Annotated in this window: 14 protein-coding genes and 1 pseudogene; 6 read left to right on the top strand and 9 right to left on the bottom strand. The window is 63.1% G+C overall.

Translation table 11 applies throughout. From position 1 onward, the window contains the following. Positions 1-28 precede the first annotated feature (28 nt). The 5 genes from BLQ55_RS11525 to BLQ55_RS11505 all read right to left on the bottom strand — a co-directional run bounded on the left by BLQ55_RS11525 (position 29) and on the right by BLQ55_RS11505 (position 4,925). Positions 29-1,867 (bottom strand): amidohydrolase, encoded by a 1,839-nt coding sequence (locus tag BLQ55_RS11525; protein ID WP_024617381.1) that lies wholly within the window; start codon positions 1,865-1,867, stop codon positions 29-31. 118 nt (positions 1,868-1,985) lie between these two features. Continuing rightward, positions 1,986-2,621 carry an antibiotic biosynthesis monooxygenase gene (locus BLQ55_RS11520; protein ID WP_092253916.1) on the bottom strand — a complete coding sequence of 212 codons (636 nt, stop codon included), beginning with the start codon at positions 2,619-2,621 and terminating at the stop codon, positions 1,986-1,988. Beyond that, the gene (locus BLQ55_RS11515; RefSeq protein WP_092253914.1) at positions 2,614-3,027 is read right to left on the bottom strand and encodes a DoxX family protein; all 414 of its coding nucleotides are present in this window, start codon (positions 3,025-3,027) and stop codon (positions 2,614-2,616) included. The genes BLQ55_RS11520 and BLQ55_RS11515 overlap by 8 nt, the downstream gene beginning before the upstream one ends. Next, a complete protein-coding gene (locus BLQ55_RS11510; RefSeq protein WP_060741535.1) occupies positions 3,024-3,971 on the bottom strand; it encodes a LysR family transcriptional regulator in 948 nt (315 codons plus the stop codon). The genes BLQ55_RS11515 and BLQ55_RS11510 overlap by 4 nt, the downstream gene beginning before the upstream one ends. Positions 3,972-4,103: 132 nt before the next feature. Next, positions 4,104-4,925 (bottom strand): alpha/beta fold hydrolase, encoded by an 822-nt coding sequence (locus BLQ55_RS11505; protein WP_092197022.1) that lies wholly within the window; start codon positions 4,923-4,925, stop codon positions 4,104-4,106. Positions 4,926-5,319: 394 nt separating this feature from the next. Between BLQ55_RS11505 and BLQ55_RS11500 the strand changes: the two genes are divergently transcribed. Beyond that, on the top strand, positions 5,320-8,124 hold the full coding sequence (locus BLQ55_RS11500; RefSeq protein WP_092253912.1) for an ATP-binding protein: 2,805 nt from the start codon (positions 5,320-5,322) through the stop codon (positions 8,122-8,124). Here BLQ55_RS11500 and BLQ55_RS11495 read toward each other — a convergent pair. Continuing rightward, positions 8,071-9,561, bottom strand: a complete 1,491-nt coding sequence (locus tag BLQ55_RS11495) for an ATP-binding protein (RefSeq protein WP_092253910.1) — start codon at positions 9,559-9,561, stop codon at positions 8,071-8,073. The two genes, BLQ55_RS11500 and BLQ55_RS11495, sit on opposite strands and share 54 nt — an antisense overlap. Positions 9,562-9,745: 184 nt before the next feature. Continuing rightward, a complete protein-coding gene (locus BLQ55_RS11490) occupies positions 9,746-10,696 on the bottom strand; it encodes a GlxA family transcriptional regulator (RefSeq protein ID WP_092197031.1) in 951 nt (316 codons plus the stop codon). A 311-nt stretch (positions 10,697-11,007) separates the two neighbouring features. On the opposite strand from BLQ55_RS11490, the gene BLQ55_RS11485 reads away from it, so the two are divergent. Continuing rightward, the gene (locus tag BLQ55_RS11485) at positions 11,008-11,730 is read left to right on the top strand and encodes a pirin family protein (RefSeq protein WP_092197034.1); all 723 of its coding nucleotides are present in this window, start codon (positions 11,008-11,010) and stop codon (positions 11,728-11,730) included. A gap of 191 nt (positions 11,731-11,921) precedes the next feature. Here BLQ55_RS11485 and BLQ55_RS11480 read toward each other — a convergent pair whose 3' ends face one another. After that, a complete protein-coding gene (locus BLQ55_RS11480) occupies positions 11,922-12,797 on the bottom strand; it encodes a LysR family transcriptional regulator (RefSeq protein ID WP_092253908.1) in 876 nt (291 codons plus the stop codon). 110 nt (positions 12,798-12,907) lie between these two features. Here BLQ55_RS11480 and BLQ55_RS11475 point away from each other — a divergent pair, with 110 nt between their 5' ends. Both BLQ55_RS11475 and BLQ55_RS11470 read left to right on the top strand, forming a co-directional pair. Next, the gene (locus BLQ55_RS11475) at positions 12,908-14,110 is read left to right on the top strand and encodes a YbfB/YjiJ family MFS transporter (RefSeq protein WP_092253906.1); all 1,203 of its coding nucleotides are present in this window, start codon (positions 12,908-12,910) and stop codon (positions 14,108-14,110) included. 290 nt (positions 14,111-14,400) lie between these two features. Beyond that, on the top strand, positions 14,401-14,814 hold the full coding sequence (locus BLQ55_RS11470) for a hypothetical protein (protein WP_092253904.1): 414 nt from the start codon (positions 14,401-14,403) through the stop codon (positions 14,812-14,814). Between the two features lie 83 nt (positions 14,815-14,897). On the opposite strand, the gene BLQ55_RS11465 is transcribed toward BLQ55_RS11470, so the two are convergent. Then, a complete protein-coding gene (locus BLQ55_RS11465) occupies positions 14,898-15,941 on the bottom strand; it encodes a GlxA family transcriptional regulator (RefSeq protein ID WP_092253902.1) in 1,044 nt (347 codons plus the stop codon). Between the two features lie 292 nt (positions 15,942-16,233). Between BLQ55_RS11465 and BLQ55_RS32790 the strand changes: the two are divergent. After that, positions 16,234-17,316 (top strand): annotated as a pseudogene (locus BLQ55_RS32790) (cache domain-containing protein); the annotation flags it as partial. A gap of 6 nt (positions 17,317-17,322) precedes the next feature. Further along, positions 17,323-18,177 carry a methyl-accepting chemotaxis protein gene (locus tag BLQ55_RS32785; RefSeq protein WP_371128530.1) on the top strand — a complete coding sequence of 285 codons (855 nt, stop codon included), beginning with the start codon at positions 17,323-17,325 and terminating at the stop codon, positions 18,175-18,177. Positions 18,178-18,183: the final 6 nt, after the last annotated feature.

The following is an 18,183-nucleotide window of genomic DNA, read 5'->3' as shown; positions in this document are numbered from 1 at the left end:
GCTCCCACAGAGGGGGTTTGTGTGTTAGTTAAAAGGCAAAGCAGGAACAGCCAAACGCGCCCCAGAAGCCTTGGAAATCGCTGACCGGAACGTTCGACAGTCGTGCGCGTTCATGGCTGTGGGCATGCACCGTGCACGGGCCGCTGCACTGGTGGACCTGAGCCTGCAACGGTGAAGTCGGGCGCCAGTGGCCCGGGACCTTGACCACCGGCGACCAGTCGGGCAGCACCGGGACGCTGGCCGGGCCGAGTTTTTCGAAGTCACCGGCGGCGTACACCACCTTGCCGTCCACAACGGTCAGCACCGACTCGATCCACTTGATGGCTTCTTCCTCGACGCTGAAGAAGTCCGCGCTCAGGGCCGCCAGGTCCGCCAGTTGGCCGACCTTGATCTGGCCCTTCTTGCCCTGCTCCGACGAGAACCAGGCGCTGCCATGGGTAAACAGTTCCAACGCGGTCAGGCGCGGCAGGCCCTCTTCGTGCAACGAAAGACCACCGACCGTGCGGCCGCTGACCATCCAGTACAACGAGGTCCAGGGGTTGTAGCTGGAGACGCGGGTGGCATCGGTGCCGGCGCCCACCGGTACGCCTTCGGCCAACATGCGCTTGATCGGCGGCGTGGCTTCGGCGGCCTTGGCACCGTAGCGGTCGACGAAGTATTCGCCCTGGAAGGCCATGCGGTCCTGGATCGCAATGCCACCGCCCAACGCCCGCACACGTTCGATGTTCTTCGGCGTGATGGTCTCGGCGTGGTCGAAGAACCACGGCAGGCCGTTGAACGGAATATCGCGATTGACCTTCTCGAACACGTCGAGCATGCGGCTGATGGATTCGTCATAAGTGGCGTGCAAGCGGAACGGCCAGCGTTGCTCCACCAGGTGCCGGACCACCGGTTCCAGGTCCTGCTCCATGCCCGGCGGCAGGTCCGGACGCGGCTCCAGGAAGTCCTCGAAATCCGCCGCCGAGAACACCAGCATTTCGCCGGCGCCGTTGTGCCGCAGGAAATCGTCGCCCTGGTGCAGCTTGACGCTGCCGGTCCAGTTCTTGAAGTCGCTGAGTTCTTCCTTGGGCTTCTGGGTGAACAGGTTGTAGGCGATGCGCACCGTCAACTGCTGCTCCCGGGCCAACTGCTCGATCACCGCGTAGTCGTCCGGGTAGTTCTGGAAACCGCCGCCGGCATCGATGGCGCTGGTCAGGCCCAGGCGATTGAGTTCCCGCATGAACTGGCGAGTGGAGTTGACCTGGTATTCCAGCGGCAGCTTCGGCCCTTTCGCCAGCGTCGAGTAAAGGATCATCGCATTGGGCCGCGCCACCAGCATGCCGGTGGGCTCGCCCTTGCTGTCACGCACGATCTCGCCACCTGGCGGGTTCGGTGTGTCACGGGTGTAGCCGGCGACCCGCAGCGCGGCGCGGTTGAGCAAGGCGCGGTCATACAGATGCAACACGAATACCGGCGTATCGGGGGCCGCCTGGTTGAGTTCTTCCAGGGTCGGCATGCGCTTTTCGGCGAACTGGAATTCGTTCCAGCCGCCGACCACGCGCACCCATTGTGGCGTTGGCGTGCGGTCGGCCTGATCCTTGAGCATGCGCAAGGCATCGGCCAGGGACGGCACGCCTTCCCAGCGCAGTTCCAGGTTGTAGTTCAGACCGCCACGGATCAGGTGCAGGTGCGAGTCGTTGAGGCCGGGAATGACCGTGCGGCCCTTGAGGTCGATGACCTGGGTGCCGCTGCCCCGCAGGGCCATGGCCTCGGCATCGGTGCCCACCGCGACGAAGCGGCCCTGGCTGATGGCGACTGCACTGGCCCGGGGCTTCTCGCGGTCGACGGTATGGAATTGACCGTTGAATAGAATCAGATCGGCGTTCATCGGATTTCCTTCTGGATGAGTAGAGGCAAGGGACAGACGAGGCCAAAAAGCCGCCGCCGCGCTGAGCAGGGACCCGGCGGCCAACAGTTGGCGGCGCAGCGGGTCGGTCGGATCGTCCTTATTGGCCATGACCGGGCTCCAGGTGCTCATGGGTCTTGGGTTGCAGCCAAGGCGCGAACAGGCGTGTCGCCAAAGGCATGCACACGTAGACCACCGAGAGCACGATGGTCAGGGTGATCAGGAACGTGGCCACCACGTAGTTGGAAAGGAAGGCATCGAGTTGCAGCACCGGCCCCCAGAGCAACGGCACCAGCAGCGTGTGGGGCAGGATCACCAGCAGCGTCACCACGGCCTGTTTCCAGCGCGGCGGCGGTGTGGCGGCGTCGGCCAGCGGGGCGAACCAGAACTCCTTGTGCGACCCGACTTCGGTCTGGTCGCCGTCGGCCAGCATGGGAGCGGCTTGCGCGACCAGCTCGCGGCGTTCGGGGGAGTCCAGCCAGCGTTGCATGGTCTCGGTGGAGCAAAAACGCAGCACGCAGGTGAAAAGCGACAACCCGCCCTGCTTGCCCCGCACCACATCCACGCCCAAGTGTCCGGGCCACTGACCGGCCAGGCTCACGATGCGACGCAGCCAGGCTTCGTAGGCCGCGTCCTGGCCGGCCTTGATCCGGTGCTTGACCACCAGGGTCACGATTTCATCGAAGCCGGGTTTGGCCGGGCTCCCAGGGGAGTCGATGATTTGAGATTCAGACATGGCGAAGCACTCCAACAAAACGCGTGTTCATCGCCAGGCGCCCGGGCCCGGCGATCAATACGCTGGTAAATATGATCAACAGCAACCAACCGAACTGCCCCTCTTCCAGGCTCCACTGCGGATGCACCACCAGCAGCGCCACGGCCAGCAGAAACAGGATCGGCAAGCACGCCAGGCGCACCAGCACACCGGCCATGATCAGCAGCGGACACAGCACCTCGGCGAAAATCGCCAGGATCAGGGTTGGCGCCGCGCCGAGGTGAAACGGGTCTTCGATCCGGGTCAGCTCGACGCTGTAGTGCAACAGCTTCGGCAACCCATGGACCCACAGCAGGAACAACGCGCCACTCAGGCGCAGGAACAACAGACCCAGGTCCTGCCACGGGCGCTCATCGGTCATGTTCATCGGTGGGCTCCGTCCGGGGCGGCCGAGGCAGCGGCCGGTAATGGTTGGGACATGTGGCTGGCAATGCGCGAGCGCAGCCAGCGCTCGGCCGGGTCGTTGTCATGCACGCCGCTCCAGACCATCGACAGTTCAGCCGCATTGATCTCGAACGGCGGGTCCTCGGCGCGCAAGGCACAGCCTTCTACCAAGGCACAGGCGGCATAGTCAGGCACGGTGGCGATCAGCTCGGTACCCGCCAGCAAGGCTCGCAGCCCGCTGAATTGCGGCACCGCCAGCACCACTTTGCGGGTCCGGCCGATGCGGGCCAGGTCCAGGTCGATGTTGCCGCTCAAGTCGCCCGAAAACGAAACCATGGCGTGGGGCCGCGAGCAGTACTCGTCCAGGGTCAGCGGCCCCGGGCGCTTGTCGCCACGCAAGACCTTGCAAGGAATGTCCCGCAGTTTCTTACGCTTGGCATTGGCCGGCAGATCGGTGGTGTAGCTCACGCCGACGCTGATTTCACCGCTGGCTAACAGCGACGACATCAGCAGGAAATTGGCCCGGCGCACCACCACGATGATCCCCGGCGCCTCTTCGCGCAGTTGGCTCAGCAATGGAGGAAACAGGCCGAATTCGGCATCGTCGGACAACCCGATGCGAAACACATCGCAACTGGTGGACGGGTCGAACGCCTTGGCCCGGCTGACCGCGCCGGAGATGGTGTCCATGGCCGGTTGCAGCTCTCGCAGGATCGCCAGGGCTCGCGGGGTCGGTTCCATGCCACGACCGTGACGGATCAGCAGCGGGTCATCGAACAGATCCCGCAGCCGCCCCAGCGCCGCGCTCACCGCCGGTTGGCCCATGAACAGCTTTTCGGCGACGCGGGTCAGGTTTTTCTCGAACATCAGCGCCTCGAAGATCACCAGCAGGTTCATGTCGAGACGGCGTAAATCGTTGCGGTTCATCGGTTTGGGTCCTGTTGGGTGCCAATCCTGTGGGAGCGAGCTTGCTCGCGATAGCCGGGTGTCAGTCGGCGGCAATGTTGACTGTTGCATCGCCGTCGCGAGCAAGCTCGCCCCTACAGGTTTGTGGCTTGATCAGCCCCGGATGAACGCCAGCAGGTCCGCGTTCAGCCGGTCCTTGTGGGTATCGGTCAGGCCATGGGGCGCGCCCGGGTACACCAGCAACTGCGAGTTCTTCAGCAATTTGGCGGCGGCGATTCCGGCGGTTTCGATGGGGACCACCTGGTCGTCATCGCCATGGACCACCAGGGTCGGCACGTCGATGTTGCGCAGGTCTTCGGAAAGATCGGTCTCCGAGAACGCCTTGATGCAGTCGTAGGCGTTCTTGTGGCCGGCGAGCATGCCCTGCATCCAGAACCAGTCGATCATGCCTTGGGAGACTTTGGCGCCCGGACGGTTGGCGCCGAAAAACGCACTGGCCACATCTTTGTATAGCTGAGAACGATCGGCGAGGGAGGCCTGGCGGAAACCGTCGAAGACTTCGATGGGCAAGCCGCCAGGATTGGCCGCGGTCCTGACCATCAGCGGCGTCACCGCCGAGATCAGGCCGAGCTTGGCGACCCGGGCGGCGCCATGGCGACCGATGTAGCGCGCCACTTCGCCACCGCCGGTGGAGAAGCCGAGCAGCACCGCGTCCTTCAAATCCAGGCGTTCGATCAGCTCGGCCAGGTCATCGGCGTAGGTGTCCATGTCGTTGCCGTCCCAAGGCTGGCTGGAACGCCCGTGTCCACGGCGGTCATGGGCGATCACCCGATACCCGTTGGACGCCAGGAACATCATCTGCGCCTCCCAACTGTCCGAGTTCAACGGCCAGCCGTGGCTGAAGACCACCGGTTGACCACTGCCCCAATCCTTGTAGTAAATCTCGGTGCCGTCGCGGGTGATGAAGGTGCTCATGACATGACTCCTTGAGATGGGTGGATCGCTTTATGGTCTGGTCAGAGGGGGCATGGGCGTGAGTTAAACGTTGTTAATTTTTTCGGGACTGAAGTGTTAAAAAACCCGCTTTTGTGGAGAGGGAGCTTGCTCCCGCTGGGCCTGTAGGAGCTGTCGAGCGGAGCGAGGCTGCGATCTTTCCCCAGACACTTGAGTCGCAAGCGAAAGATCGAAAGATCAAAAGATCGCAGGCTTCGCCAGCTCCTACAGAAACCCAGCGGGAGCAAGCTCCCTCGCCACAGGGTCCGGCGACTGGAAGGCTCGGAGCAGAGCCCGCGCCGTTGCGCTTGAAGCCAAACCTGAGGAATATGCTCGGGTAAAGCCCAGGCATCGGGCCCAGAACATTGAGAGCACCATGAGCCAATACCTCAGCCTGCCCGTCGAACAGACGGTGCATTTCGGCCCTTACCGGGTCCATCCGCGCCAGCGCCTGGTGCTGGAGGGCGAGCAACCGTTGCGCCTGGGACGGCGGGCCGTGGAGATTCTGCTGGTGTTGCTCGAACACGCAGGCGAGGTGGTGAGCAAGCAGCAACTGATCGCCCGGGTCTGGCCCAGGAGCGTGGTGGAAGACACCAACCTGCGCGTACACGTCGCGGCACTGCGCAAGGCCCTCGGGGACGGCCAGGCCGGGCAGCGCTACATCGTCACCGTGGCGCAGCGCGGCTACAGCTTTGTCGCGCCGGTGTCATTCGGATCCCTCGACCCATTGGCGCGCATTCCTCATCCGTCCCTGGCGCGCAACCTGCCGCTGCAGCGCACGCGCCTGATCGGACGCCAGGCCCTGGTGGAAAACCTGGTGACCCAGTTGCCCCGGAAGCGTTTCATTACCCTGGTCGGCACCGGCGGCATCGGCAAGACCACCGTCGCCCTGCGGGTCGCTGAACGGCTGATCGGCCACTACCGTGACGGCACCCATCTGCTGGACCTGGCATCGCTCAACGATGCGGCCATGATCGTCCCCAACCTGTGCGCATTGCTCGACCTGCCGCTGCAGGACGGTGATCCGTTGGACACCGTCGCCCGACAGCTCAAAGAGCGGCACCTTCTGCTGGTGATCGACAACTGCGAGCACCTGATCGACGCCATCGCCCAGCTCAGCGAAATCTTGCTGCGCGGCGCCCCTCACCTGCACATCCTGGCCACCAGCCGCGAAGGCCTGCGCGCCGAAGGCGAACACGTGCAGCGCCTGGATGCCCTGGCATGCCCGCCCCGGGAAATGCCCATCGAGGGGTATCCCGCCCTGGAGTACCCGGCGCTGCAACTGTTTGCCGAGCGTGCGATGGCCAGCCGTGACGACTTCGAACTGACCGACCGCGAGGTGCCGTTGGTGGTCGACATCTGCCAGCGGCTGGACGGGATTCCCCTGGCCATCGAGCTGGCCGCCGGACAGATCGGCCGCTTCAGCCTCGAGGCACTGCACCGGCAACTGCAAGACAGCGTCGCCCTGCTCCACAACGACACCGGCGCCGCCCCACGCCAGCAGACCCTGCGCGCCACGCTGGACTGGAGCTTCGCGCTGCTCACGGCCTGCGAGCAGACCTGCCTGCGGCGGCTGGCGGTGTTCATGGGCAGTTTCAACCTGGCCTCGGCCGCTGCGGTGATCGTCGGCCAGCATGTCGCCCCCGACCAGGTGTTGGTGTCGGTCAGCCAGTTGGTCGCCAAGTCGTTGCTCAACGTCGAGATCGGCGATGAAGAGGTGCGCTATCGCCTGCTGGACACCACCCGCCGTTATGCCTTGGAAAAACTGGCCGAAGCCGGGGAATTGGCGGCCAGCCAGCAACGCCACGCCGAACGCTGCCTGGCGCTCATGGGGCAAGCGGAAAACGATTGGGAGAACACCCCCACCCGACTGTGGATCGCTCGCTACGCCGACTATCGCGACGACATCCGCGCAGCGCTCGACCGCGGCTTGGGCCCGCAAAGCTCACACGCCGTGGCGATCCGCCTGACCGCCCGCACCCTGCCCCTCTGGCAAGAGCTGTCGCTGCTCAAGGAGCACGGCCTCTACGTCAACAAGGCGCTGCAATTGTTGCGGGCCAGCCCCACACCATGTCCACGCCTGACCCTGGCCCTGGAGCTGGCCCACGCCAGTTTCAACTACCACACCGAGGGTGGCACGCCGGCCACGGTCCGTGCCTTCGCCACCGCCCGACAACTGGCCCGGCAATGCCAGGACCTGGCCAGCGAGCTGCGGGCCGTGTCCGGGCAAATGACCGTGGACCTCAGCTGTGGCAACTACCAACAGGCCCTGGCACACAGCCTGGATTTCGACCGGCTCGGGTTGCAGGGCGACCCGATCCTGTCCTTGAGCACCCAACGCCTGCGGGTGCTGGCGCTGCATTTCACCGGCGACCAGGGCGCGGCGCGGCGTGAGGCCGAACAGGTGATCCAGCGCCTGGCCCAGAGCGGCCACCTCAGCCGCTTCAGCCACGGCTTCGGCGTGCAATACGACCAGAGCGTGGCCGCGCTGACGATTCTGGCGCGCATCCTCTGGCTGCAAGGTTTCGCCGAGAAAGCCCGGCGTACCGCCAACCTGGCGCTGCAGATCGCCTTGCAGATCAATCACGGCATTTCGATCTGCTACACCTTGGCGCTGGCCGGTTGCGTGATCGCCCACTACACCGGCGATCATCCGACTGCCCGGGATAGGCTCGACCTGTTGAAGCAGCAGGCCAAGAAACATTCGGTGATGCTGTTCCATGACTGGGCCTGTCATTACGACAGCGTATTCAACGACCAGCCCCTGGAGACGAGCCCGACAAACGGGCTGATCCAGGACATCGCCGTCACCCTGCGCTCTGACGTTGTCAGCCCGGCGCAACTGGAACGGGCCCGCAGTGGCGCCGCGGGCTGGTGTTCGGCGGAGCTCCTGCGGGCCGGCGCCGAAACCTGGCTGGCCCGGAACGAGCCCTCCTTGGAAGGCCCTGCCGAAACGCAACTGCTGGCCGCCCTGGCCGTCGCCCGTCGTCATCATGCCCTGGCCTGGGAACTGCGCTGCGCCACGTCCCTGGCCCGCTTGTGGCAACGCCGCGGACAAGTCCAAACCGCGCAAGAACTGCTCGGGCCGGTCTACCGACGCTTCAGCGAGGGGTTCGACACTCCCGACCTATTGGAAGCCGGCGCGCTGCTCCAGGGGCTGACTCGCCGGTTGGGGCCTTGAATGGCGCGCGCCCCAAGCGCCTTGCAGCACATAACGCCGATGAAACACGGGCCACTGACCACTGCGCCGCAATTTGTCCAAGGCATAGGCGCGAGTGGTGTGCAGCAGTCGAAAACACCCTCCGTCGGCCAGTGGCTCGACCATCAGCAATGACACGCTCGCCAGCCGCAATAGCAACGAAGGCAATCGCCCGACACTCAGCTCAGCGCAACTGATCACTGCCAGCGCCGCCCTGAGCGTAAACGGCCCCTCGAACACCGCCAGGCGCTGGAACACGGTTTGTTCGTCAGCACTCAAACGCTCGACACTCGAATCCAGCACGGCCTCCAGGCTTCGATGCCGGGCCACCGCCGTACGCCGCCCGAGGCTCAAGAGTGACAAGCCGTAATCCAATTGCTCGAGGACCCCGGCCAGCCCCAAGGCGTCGACCTGGGCCGCCGCCAGTTCCAACGCCAGCGGCAAACCGTCCAGGCGCTGGCAGATCTGGGCCAGGATCAACCAGTCGCGGCCAGCGGGCTGGAAACCCTGTTGCCGGGCGCCCACCCGCTCGATGAGCAACTGCACCGCCGGGCACGCTACGATCTGGTGCTCGGGTTCCAGGGGCGATGCCACGGCCAGGCCCGGCAGCGGCACGATTTTTTCGCCCGCCAGGGCCAGGGGCTCGCGACTGCTGCACAACAACGACACCCCAGGCGCCGCCGTAGCCAGTGCCTGGGCCAGTTCCCGACAGGCATCGAGCACGTGCTCGCAACCGTCGAGCACCAGCAACATGCGGCAGGACTCAAGGCGCCGGCCCAAAGAATCGGGCGCCAGGCCCAGCGTGCCGGCCACCCGCGCCCTCACCTGTGAAGAATCGCTGACGTCCGCCAGGTCAACGAACCAGGCCCCGTCGTCAAAGTGCTCAAGCAGCAGCTCCGCTACCCGCAACACCACGGTGGTCTTGCCGACTCCACCCGGGCCGCTCACGGTGGTCAGGGCTTGACGGGGCACTTGCGCCAGCAGCCGCCCCAGGACTCTGTCGCGGCCGACTACCGGGCTCAAGCGCGTGGGCAGGTTGTGTCGCTCGGCCCTGGGACTCAAAGGCGACTCAACACCTTCTTGCACCACCAGGGGCATCGCCAGGCAATAGCCTTGTCGCGGATGGTTGAGGATATAGCGAGCGCCATCCCGCCCGTCGCCGAAGGCCCGCCGCAGCGCCGCGATGTGCACCCGCAGGTTGATGGCTTCCACGACGCTGTCAGGCCAGACGTGGGCGATGAGGGTTTGCTTGCTGACGTAGTGGCCGGCGTGCTCCACCAGTACCTGCAAAACATCCAGGGCCCGGCCACCCAGCGCGAGGGGCTGGCCGTCACGGGTGACCAGCCGTTGCTGCCGGTAGAAGGCGAACGGACCGAAGCTTACCGCCGGCTCGCTATCGGGTTTGACGAAACTGTTCATGGGCGATGCAGCGCGGGATAACCGGTACGGGCGTCAGCGTGCGGATCACCGAACACGTCTGCCCCGGGCTCCTGCGCATCCTTTCCAAGGGGTTCGCCGTAATCTTGGCAGGCGCAGATCTCAGGACAATGCTGGCACTGGGAGCGTCACGGACATCACGGTGCCCTGGACGGACACCGATGCCTCAACTGAACTGCTGACGATATTGCACCGGGGTCAGGCCGAGCTTTTCACCGAACAAAAAGCGCATGTGCCGCACACTGCCGAAGCCGCTGCGAAACGCCACGGTCTTGAGCGGCAGGTCCGTGGTTTCCAACAGTTGACGCGCCCGGTCGATGCGCGCGCCCTGCAGGAACTCCATGGGCGTCATTTTCACTTCACGGGCGAAGACCCGGGCGAAATGCCGCGCGCTCATGGAGGCCAGGGCGGCCATACGCTCGATGGTGAAGGGTTCTTCCAGGTGCTCCATCACATGATTCTGCACCCGGGTGATGGCCGATTCCTGCGTCGACACTGCCGCCACCGAGGGGCTGAACTGTGCCTGGCCGCCCTGGCGCTTCATCACCACCAGCAACACCTTGGCCACGTCCAACGCGACTTTGCGGCCGTGATCCTGAGCCACGATGGACAAGGCCAGGTCGATCCCGGCGGTGACACCGCCCGAGGTGATCAGGCGGCGGTCCTGCAGGAAGATCTTGTCGGTTTCCACCTGGGCCTTGGGGAAACGCTGTATCAGGCGTTCGGTGTAATGCCAGTGGGTCGTGACGCGATAACCGTCGAGCAAGCCCGCCTCACCGAGCACGAAAGCACCGGTGCAGATGGAGCCGTAGCGCGTAGCCCGTTGTGCCGCGGCCCGCAGCCAGGTGTGCAGCCCCGGATGCCGGTCGTTATAGGCCCCCGGCCCACCCGGCACCAGCAACACGTCATAGGCTGCCCATGCCTGGTCGATATGGATATCGGCCTGCACCGCCACGCCGTTGGACGCCCGCAACGGCCCGCGCTCGGTCCCCAGGGTCAACAGTTGATAACGCAGGTCCCCTTCGAGGTAACGATTGGCGATGGAAAACACTTCCATAGGCCCGGCCATGTCGAGCAGTAAAAAATCCGGGAACAGCACCATTGCAACGGTTTTCATTAAAAAGACGCCAAAAAAATCCAGAAACGATAAATGCCCCCTGTGGGAGCGAGCTTGCTCGCGATAGCGGTGTGTCAGTTACTTCAATCCCAACTGATCCGACGCTATCGCGAGCAAGCTCACTCCCACAGGGTTTATCGTCAGCATTATGGCGAAGCCAGGCATCCGCTGGTAGGCATTCTCGATTGTCCACCAATAACGGACAGTCTTTCGTTTTCTGCCTGCTTATTGAACCTCAGGATAACCATTAACCTTCTTCTGAACCCGGCGAACGGCCCCAGCCGCCGCCCATAGACATCAGGAGAATCATCATGCTGACCCTTCGCAAAGCTTCGGACCGCGGCATTGCCCGCCACGGCTGGCTGACTTCGTTCCACACCTTCTCGTTCGCCAGCTACCGCAACCTCAACGAACAGGGCTTCTCCGATCTGCTGGTCATCAACGACGACCGGGTCGCCGCGGCCAAGGGTTTCGGCCAGCATCCCCACCGGGACATGGAGATCTTTTCCTACGTGCTTGAAGGGGCGCTGGAACACAAGGACACCCTGGGCACGGGCTCGGTCATTCGCCCCGGTGACGTGCAGTTGATGAGCGCCGGCAGCGGCGTGGCCCACAGCGAGTTCAACCACAGTGCGGACGAGCCGGTGCACTTCCTGCAGATCTGGATCGTGCCCAACGTCAGCGGCGCCACGCCACGCTATCAACAGGAGCATTTCAGCAGCGAGCAGAAACGCGGTCGCCTGCAATTGATCATTTCCCCGGACGGCGCCGGCGGCTCGCTCCAGGTGCGCCAGGATGCACGGGTCTACGCCGGGCTGTTCGATGGCGAACAAAGCGCCACCTTGACCCTGGCCCCGGATCGCTATGCCTATGTGCATGTGGCCCGAGGCGCTGTCGAGCTCAATGGTGTGCAATTGCAGGAAGGTGATGGTGTGCGGGTGCGCGAGGAGCAGGTCCTGACCTTGAGTCACGGCCAGGATGCCGAGGTGCTCGTGTTCGATCTGAGGCCGCAGGAACTGCCACAGATGCCATGAAACACCCTTTAGGCCCTGTAGGAGAAATTGTCACAGAGGCTATGAGACACCCATTGTGGGAGCGAGCTTGCTCGCGATGGCGGAGTGTCAGCCAGATGAGTATCGGCTGACCTGACGCCATCGCGAGCAAGCTCGCTCCCACAGTGGCTACAGGGTATTTCGTAATGGAGCCTCCACATTCCCCCGACGCTTCACTCATTCTCCTGTGCAAACACCGCGACAATCTCATCGATCACCGCCCGCACCCGTGCGGTATGGCGCAGGTCCGCGTGGGTGACCAGCCAGACCTCGTAAGGCAGCGCACGTGTGCGCTCCGGCCAGATTCTCAGCAACCCGTCACGCGCGCCCATGTACAGCGGAATTTCCCCGACACCCAGGCCTGCGGCAATCGACCGGCGCACCAACAGGCTCGAACTCAGGCTGGCCACGATCCGTCCGCGATTGATCGGCTCCGAGACCAGGGTGAAATCCTTGCTGTCCTGCCAATACGGCTGATAAACCACCAAGTCATGCCCCTCGAACTCGCTGCCGGGCGACGGTGCGCCACGGGCTTCGACATAAGCTTGGGACGCAAACAATCCTACCGGCCAACGGGCGATTCGCCGAGCGATCAGGTCAGGGTTGTCGGGCCGGGTGTTGCGCACGGCGATGTCCGCTTCGCGCTTGACCAGGCTGAGGATCTGCGTGGACGCATCCAGTTGCACGCGCACATCGGGATGGCGCCCATGCAGGCTGGCAATGGCCGGAATCAAGAAGTCGATGGCCAATGAGTCGGTGGTGGCGACCCGGACATTGCCGAGCAGGCGATCATCCAGGCCCTGTATCCGGCGCTCCAGCTCCAGCGCCGAATGCTCCATCTTCTCCACCGCCTTGAGTGCCGCCTCGCCGACGGCCGTCAGTGCGTAACCGTCTGAAGTACGCAGGAACAACGCGGCATCCAAGGACTTCTCCAACGCCGTAACGCGCCGCCCCACAGTCGCCTGATCCACCCCCAATACCCGCGCGGCACCGCGCAAGGTCGACGCTCGACAGACAGCCAGAAACACCCGTGCATCATCCCAATTCACTCGCCCTCCTCCGATGCACATATGCATCACTCTGACGCTAAATCGCTGCACAAACGCAGCAACGATAGCCGATATGCTGGACGCTATAAACCTTTCACAGGAACGCTGTCATGCCCTCCTCATCCGCTGCACTCGAATCACCGCCCACGAGCATCTGGCTGCCCATTTTCGCCGGCCTCTGCGCCAGCCTCGTCAGCATCGGCCTGGCGCGTTTCGCCTATACGCCACTGATCCCGGCATTGATCGAGGCCCGTTGGTTTTCCGCCAACGACGTGGTCTACCTGGGGGCGGCGAACCTGGTCGGTTACCTGATCGGCGCTCTGCTCGGCCGTCCCATGGCCCACCGACTGACCAACCGGAACGCGTTGCGGCTGATGATGCTCGTCGTGACCGGCGCATTTTTCGCCTGTGCCTTCCCGGTGTCGGTGACTTGGTATTTCGCCTGGCGACTGCTGTCGGGGATCGCCGGCGGCGCGATCATGGTACTGGTGGCGGCGACTGTATTGCCCCATGTACCGGCGGCACGCAAAGGCTTGGCCAGTGGCGCGATTTTCCTTGGCATCGGCCTTGGCATCGCCGGCTCAGGCACGATTGTGCCGCCGCTGTTGAGCCTAGGCCTGCCGTCTACCTGGCTGGGGCTTGGTGTCCTGTCGCTGGCATTGACCGGGTTGAGCTGGTTCGGCTGGCCCCGGGACACGGTGCAGGTAACAACCAGCGCTGCGCCCGACGAGCCCATGCCCCCTGCGGTTTTCCAGTTGTTCGCCCAGTATGCGTTCATGGCCGCGGGGCTGGTGCCTGCGATGGTCTTTTTGGTCGACTACGTGGCGCGTGGCCTCGGGGCCGGGGCACATGTCGGGGCGATGGTCTGGGTAATGTATGGCCTCGGGGCGATCATCGGGCCGGTGAGCTATGGTTTTCTCGCCGATCACCTCGGCGCGCGCAAGAGCATCCGACTGGTCCTGGCCGTGCAAGCGATTGCTCTCGGCTTGCTGGCGGTTTCACACACCTTCATGGCACTGGCGCCGCTAGCCGTGATCATCGGTTCGTTTCCGCCGGGCATCGTGCCCTTGGCCCTGGCCCGAGTGCATGAACTGGTCCCTGACCCTCATCGCCAACAACTGGCCTGGAGCCGGGCCACTGTTTCGTTCGCCACCTTCCAGGCGCTGGCCGGGTTTGCCTACTCGGCCCTGTTCAATGCCAGTGGCGGACACCACGGATTGCTTTTCCTGATCTCCGCCGGGGCGATTCTTTTTGCGTTGATGCTCGATTTCCCTTTCGGGGCAGAAAAACGCTCGAAAATCCTGAAACCGTGATTATCGATGCAGCTCAGACGAAAAACTTCTAAAAAAATCAGGCGATTGGCCGAATTCAGGCTTTGATCTAACAGAGCTGCAATGCATTTCGGGCAGGGCCTATTACCCAAGTGAAATGCACTCGTATGTTGCCACGAGCTGGAAGGATCTATAAAGTTCCCGAAAAGATTTCGCTTCTGACCGGCGGTCATCGAGGCCGCCCGACGAAAATTGACCCTATGCATGAATCCCGGCAAACTGATCTCAATTTGCCACTAATATTACTGACTTGCTTATTCACGGAAGAAAGCATGAAAATCGTCATGTCCCTCGCCTTAATCTCGATTGCGTGTAGTGCGGTCGCGGAAGTTCAGAACATCAAATACCTTTACGATGATTCGGATGCCGTGTACTCCATTGTGTCGTTTATCGACAGCGGCTCAGCCATCCAGGCCACCGTACAGAGATCGGGTGCTTACTTCACCAACTACACAAAACTCGAACTCGACTGCGCCAGCCGCAATGTACGGCACATGGGGATGTACAACAGCCTCGCAGTTCTGGAAAAAGCCCAGTTCGACCAGATGCAAGGGCGAATCATCGACGGTTCGATAGCCGACGAAGTAGGCAAGGTACTGTGCAAGGAGACGACTTTGACCGCATCACAAGCCGCTCCGCAAACCGAAGACCTGCCCACCGAAACACAGACCGACGATAACAGCTGATTTGTGTCCGTGACGCGGGAGCTTGCTCCCGCTCAGCTGCGTAGCCCCCCCCAAAAAACTCTCTTCCCTAGCCGGCAGCGTCTTTAGCGCAAGGCTTGCTTGCGCTCCGATTTCGAACGATAACTGCCAGGCGGCACACCAAAGAAATCCCGGAAACGACGCTGGAAGTGCGGGGAACTGACAAAGCCTGTCGCCACGGCGATTTCGGTCACGGACCGATTGGTTTGCTGGATGAGCTGGCGAGCACGCGTCAGGCGCAGCTCCAGGTAATAGCGCGTCGGAGTCGCGCCGAGAAAACTGCAGAACCGTCGCTCCAACTGGCGCTTGGAAATCTTCACGCACGCCGCCAGCTCATCGATGGTCAAGGGCTCCTCCACGTTCTGCCACATCAGCTCCAGCGCCAACTTGAGACTTTCCGGCAGCGTCGGGTCGGTCTCGACGAAAACCGGTGGCAAGTCCGTCGCATCGTCGCCGGACTCGTCACAACGCAGAATTTCCTCGATGGCCCCCACCAGCGCCGCTCCGCCCGTCTGGCGAATCAATTGGAGCATCATGCGCAGCGAACTGTTGGCGCCCGCGCAACTGACCCGCTCCCGATCCACCACATAGGCCCGGCTGGACACCTTCACATGGGGGAACACCTCCACCATCATGGCGCGGCTCTCCGGGTGGACAGCGCATTCGAAACCATCCAGCAGATTGGCATCGGCGACGAAAAAAACACCGTTCCACAAGCCACCCAGGATCGCCCCGGACGCCGCATTGGCGCGCAGCTTGCGGCGCAGCAACGGATGGCCTTGCAACTTCACGCGAAAGCCCCCGGCGACAATCAGCACGTCCTGGTTTTCCGGCATCTGCGCCAGTTCGACGTCCGTCGAGATGACAATCCCCAGGTCGCTCGTCACCTGCCCACCTGAAACCCCCACCGTCAACACCTCGTAGAGGGGCATGTCGCTCATCAGGTTGGCGGTCACCAGCGCGTCCACCGCACCGGTGAAGGACATCATCGAGAAGTTGTCCATCAATACGAACGCGACACGGATCGGTGCCTGGCTGGCGGGCGCCGCTCCGAGCGGTCGATAAGCCATGTTCTTGTTTTTGAGTACGCTCTCGAATGCGCTTGGCATAGGGCCTCGTTAATACATTAAAGACAATGAGGATTTACTGCACGTGAGTGCCCGAGCCGCAGGGCGAAGGCGCAGAGCAAACCACGCTATCTTCCAGGCTACTCAAGTCGGCTGCAATCGCGCCTGCGCCCTCCACCGATCGTCCCGCGCCAAAATGGCAAGCCTCAAGTGCCTACGACTTTGGTCGATACACTGACAGTAGGCATAGGCGCTTTTCCCTTCCAGAGACTCGCAACGCCAACCACTGCTGTTTCTGCCGTTCCAACACTTAAAATATTCCGCGGGAGAAGTCATGAATATCAAACAGAAGCTGACATGGGCGTTCGCGGCCATCGCCTGCCTCCCGGTCATCCTGGTGGCGGTGCTTGTCGTGATGAACCTGCGCGACGCCGCGAAGGCCAACTTCCTGGATAGCAGCGGCCGTGAAATCCGCCAGATCGACAACGGCATGAAGCAGTTCTTCGATGGCATCAGCCAGAACGTCGAATACATCGCCAAGGATCCACGGATCATCGCCGCCAAAGGGTTGAAAAACTACTCCCTGGCCGATGCGGCACAAACACCGCTCCCCGAGATCAACCAACAGCTTCTGGAAATATTCGACCGATTCGCCAAGAGCCATCCGACCACCGCCTATCTGTCCGTGGGAACGAGCGACGGTGGCTACGCCAGTTGGCCTGACGACCCGAAGATGACCAACTATGACCCGCGCGTGCGCCCCTGGTACAAGGCGGCCATCGCCGCACCGGGTACTACCGTGCGCACGGACGCCTATTACTGGGCGCCGGACGATGTGTCTCTGATCGGCACCGTTCACACGGTCGCCGACGCCAGCGGCAACGTCGTGGGCGTGGTCGGCCTGGACGTGTCGCTCAAGCAGCTCACCGAACTGGTCAAGAACATCAAGCTGGGCGACAGCGGCTACCTGATGCTGGTGGAAGCCAACGGCAACGTGCTGGTGGACGCCGCCGATGCCAAGCACAACTTCAAGCCGCTGGCCGACCTTGGCCCCAACTATGCCGAGCTGGCCAAAAGCAGCGATGGCGTGACTCAGATCGAGATCGACGGCGTGCCCTACATGGCCAACGTGGTCAGCTCCAAAGGGTTGGGCTGGCGTTTCATCGGCCTGATCAAGCGCGATGAAGTGATGGCCGAGGCCGCGAGCCTGACCTGGCTGATCGCCGCCATCGCCGCCGCGCTGGCCGTGGTCTTCGCCGTGGTGGGCGCCAGTTTCGCCAGCGTGATCGTGCGGCCGATTCGCGGCGTTGCCAATGGCCTGCAGGAAATCGCCGAAGGTGAAGGCGACCTCACCCGCAAACTCATCGTGCAAGGCAAGGACGAAACAGCCACCCTGGCGGGCTGGTTCAACCAGTTCCTGGGCATGATCGCGCAACTGATGCAACGCATCGGCAGCGCCTCTTCCGACCTGCAAACCGCCGCGGCCGATACCAGCCACGTGGCCCAGAACATGAACGATGCCGCCGGGCGCCAGCGCCAGGCCGTGGAACTGGTGAGCACCGCGTTCAACGAAATGGTTGCCACCGCCAACGAAGTGGCCCGTTCTTGCAGCCAGGCCGCCTCCAGTGCGGACGAAGGCTACCGCGATGTGCACGACGGCCAGCATCACATCGGCGAAGCCACCGGCAGCGTGCTGAAACTGAGCGAAGACCTGCAACAATCGACCCAGACCATGCAGGCGTTGGAGCAGGACAGCAAGAACATCAACACCATCCTCGACACCATTCGCTCGATTGCCGAACAGACCAACCTGTTGGCCCTCAACGCCGCGATCGAAGCCGCACGGGCCGGCGATCAAGGCCGTGGGTTCGCCGTGGTGGCCGACGAAGTGCGGGCCCTGGCACGGCGCACCGCCGACTCCACCGGCGAGATCGACAGCCTGCTGGGCAACCTCGCCCGGCGCACCCAGGAAGTCACCCAGCAGATGCAAAGCAGCCTGCAGGTGTCGCACACCAGCGTCGAGCGAATTCAGCAGGCCCGTGACAGCTTCGACAAGATCCGCAATTCGGTGGACTCGATTCGCGACCAGAACACCCAGATCGCCACGGCGGCAGAGGAGCAGCACCAGGTGGCCGAAGACATCAACCGGCACATCGCGCAGATTCATGCCGATGCCCAGTTGGTCGAGGAATTCGCTCACTCGGCACAGACCGGCTCGGGGCGTTTGACGGATATTTCCGGGCAGCTCAAGGGTTTGGTTGGGCGCTTCAAGTTCTAGCGTGTT

Source organism: Pseudomonas sp. NFACC13-1 (assembly GCF_900104425.1).
GTDB classification, from domain to species: Bacteria; Pseudomonadota; Gammaproteobacteria; order Pseudomonadales; family Pseudomonadaceae; genus Aquipseudomonas; species Aquipseudomonas fluorescens_AA.
Note: the sequence above shows the minus strand (reverse complement) of the source record. Positions and strands in the feature narration are given on the sequence as shown.

Coding starts and splice junctions, on each gene's coding strand:
- BLQ55_RS11525 (WP_024617381.1), bottom strand. CDS start 1,867: ATGAACGCCGATCTGATTCTATTCAACGGTCAATTCCATACCGTCGAC.
- BLQ55_RS11520 (WP_092253916.1), bottom strand. CDS start 2,621: ATGTCTGAATCTCAAATCATCGACTCCCCTGGGAGCCCGGCCAAACCC.
- BLQ55_RS11515 (WP_092253914.1), bottom strand. CDS start 3,027: ATGAACATGACCGATGAGCGCCCGTGGCAGGACCTGGGTCTGTTGTTC.
- BLQ55_RS11510 (WP_060741535.1), bottom strand. CDS start 3,971: ATGAACCGCAACGATTTACGCCGTCTCGACATGAACCTGCTGGTGATC.
- BLQ55_RS11505 (WP_092197022.1), bottom strand. CDS start 4,925: ATGAGCACCTTCATCACCCGCGACGGCACCGAGATTTACTACAAGGAT.
- BLQ55_RS11500 (WP_092253912.1), top strand. CDS start 5,320: ATGAGCCAATACCTCAGCCTGCCCGTCGAACAGACGGTGCATTTCGGC.
- BLQ55_RS11495 (WP_092253910.1), bottom strand. CDS start 9,561: ATGAACAGTTTCGTCAAACCCGATAGCGAGCCGGCGGTAAGCTTCGGT.
- BLQ55_RS11490 (WP_092197031.1), bottom strand. CDS start 10,696: ATGAAAACCGTTGCAATGGTGCTGTTCCCGGATTTTTTACTGCTCGAC.
- BLQ55_RS11485 (WP_092197034.1), top strand. CDS start 11,008: ATGCTGACCCTTCGCAAAGCTTCGGACCGCGGCATTGCCCGCCACGGC.
- BLQ55_RS11475 (WP_092253906.1), top strand. CDS start 12,908: ATGCCCTCCTCATCCGCTGCACTCGAATCACCGCCCACGAGCATCTGG.
- BLQ55_RS11470 (WP_092253904.1), top strand. CDS start 14,401: ATGAAAATCGTCATGTCCCTCGCCTTAATCTCGATTGCGTGTAGTGCG.
- BLQ55_RS11465 (WP_092253902.1), bottom strand. CDS start 15,941: ATGCCAAGCGCATTCGAGAGCGTACTCAAAAACAAGAACATGGCTTAT.
- BLQ55_RS32785 (WP_371128530.1), top strand. CDS start 17,323: ATGATCGCGCAACTGATGCAACGCATCGGCAGCGCCTCTTCCGACCTG.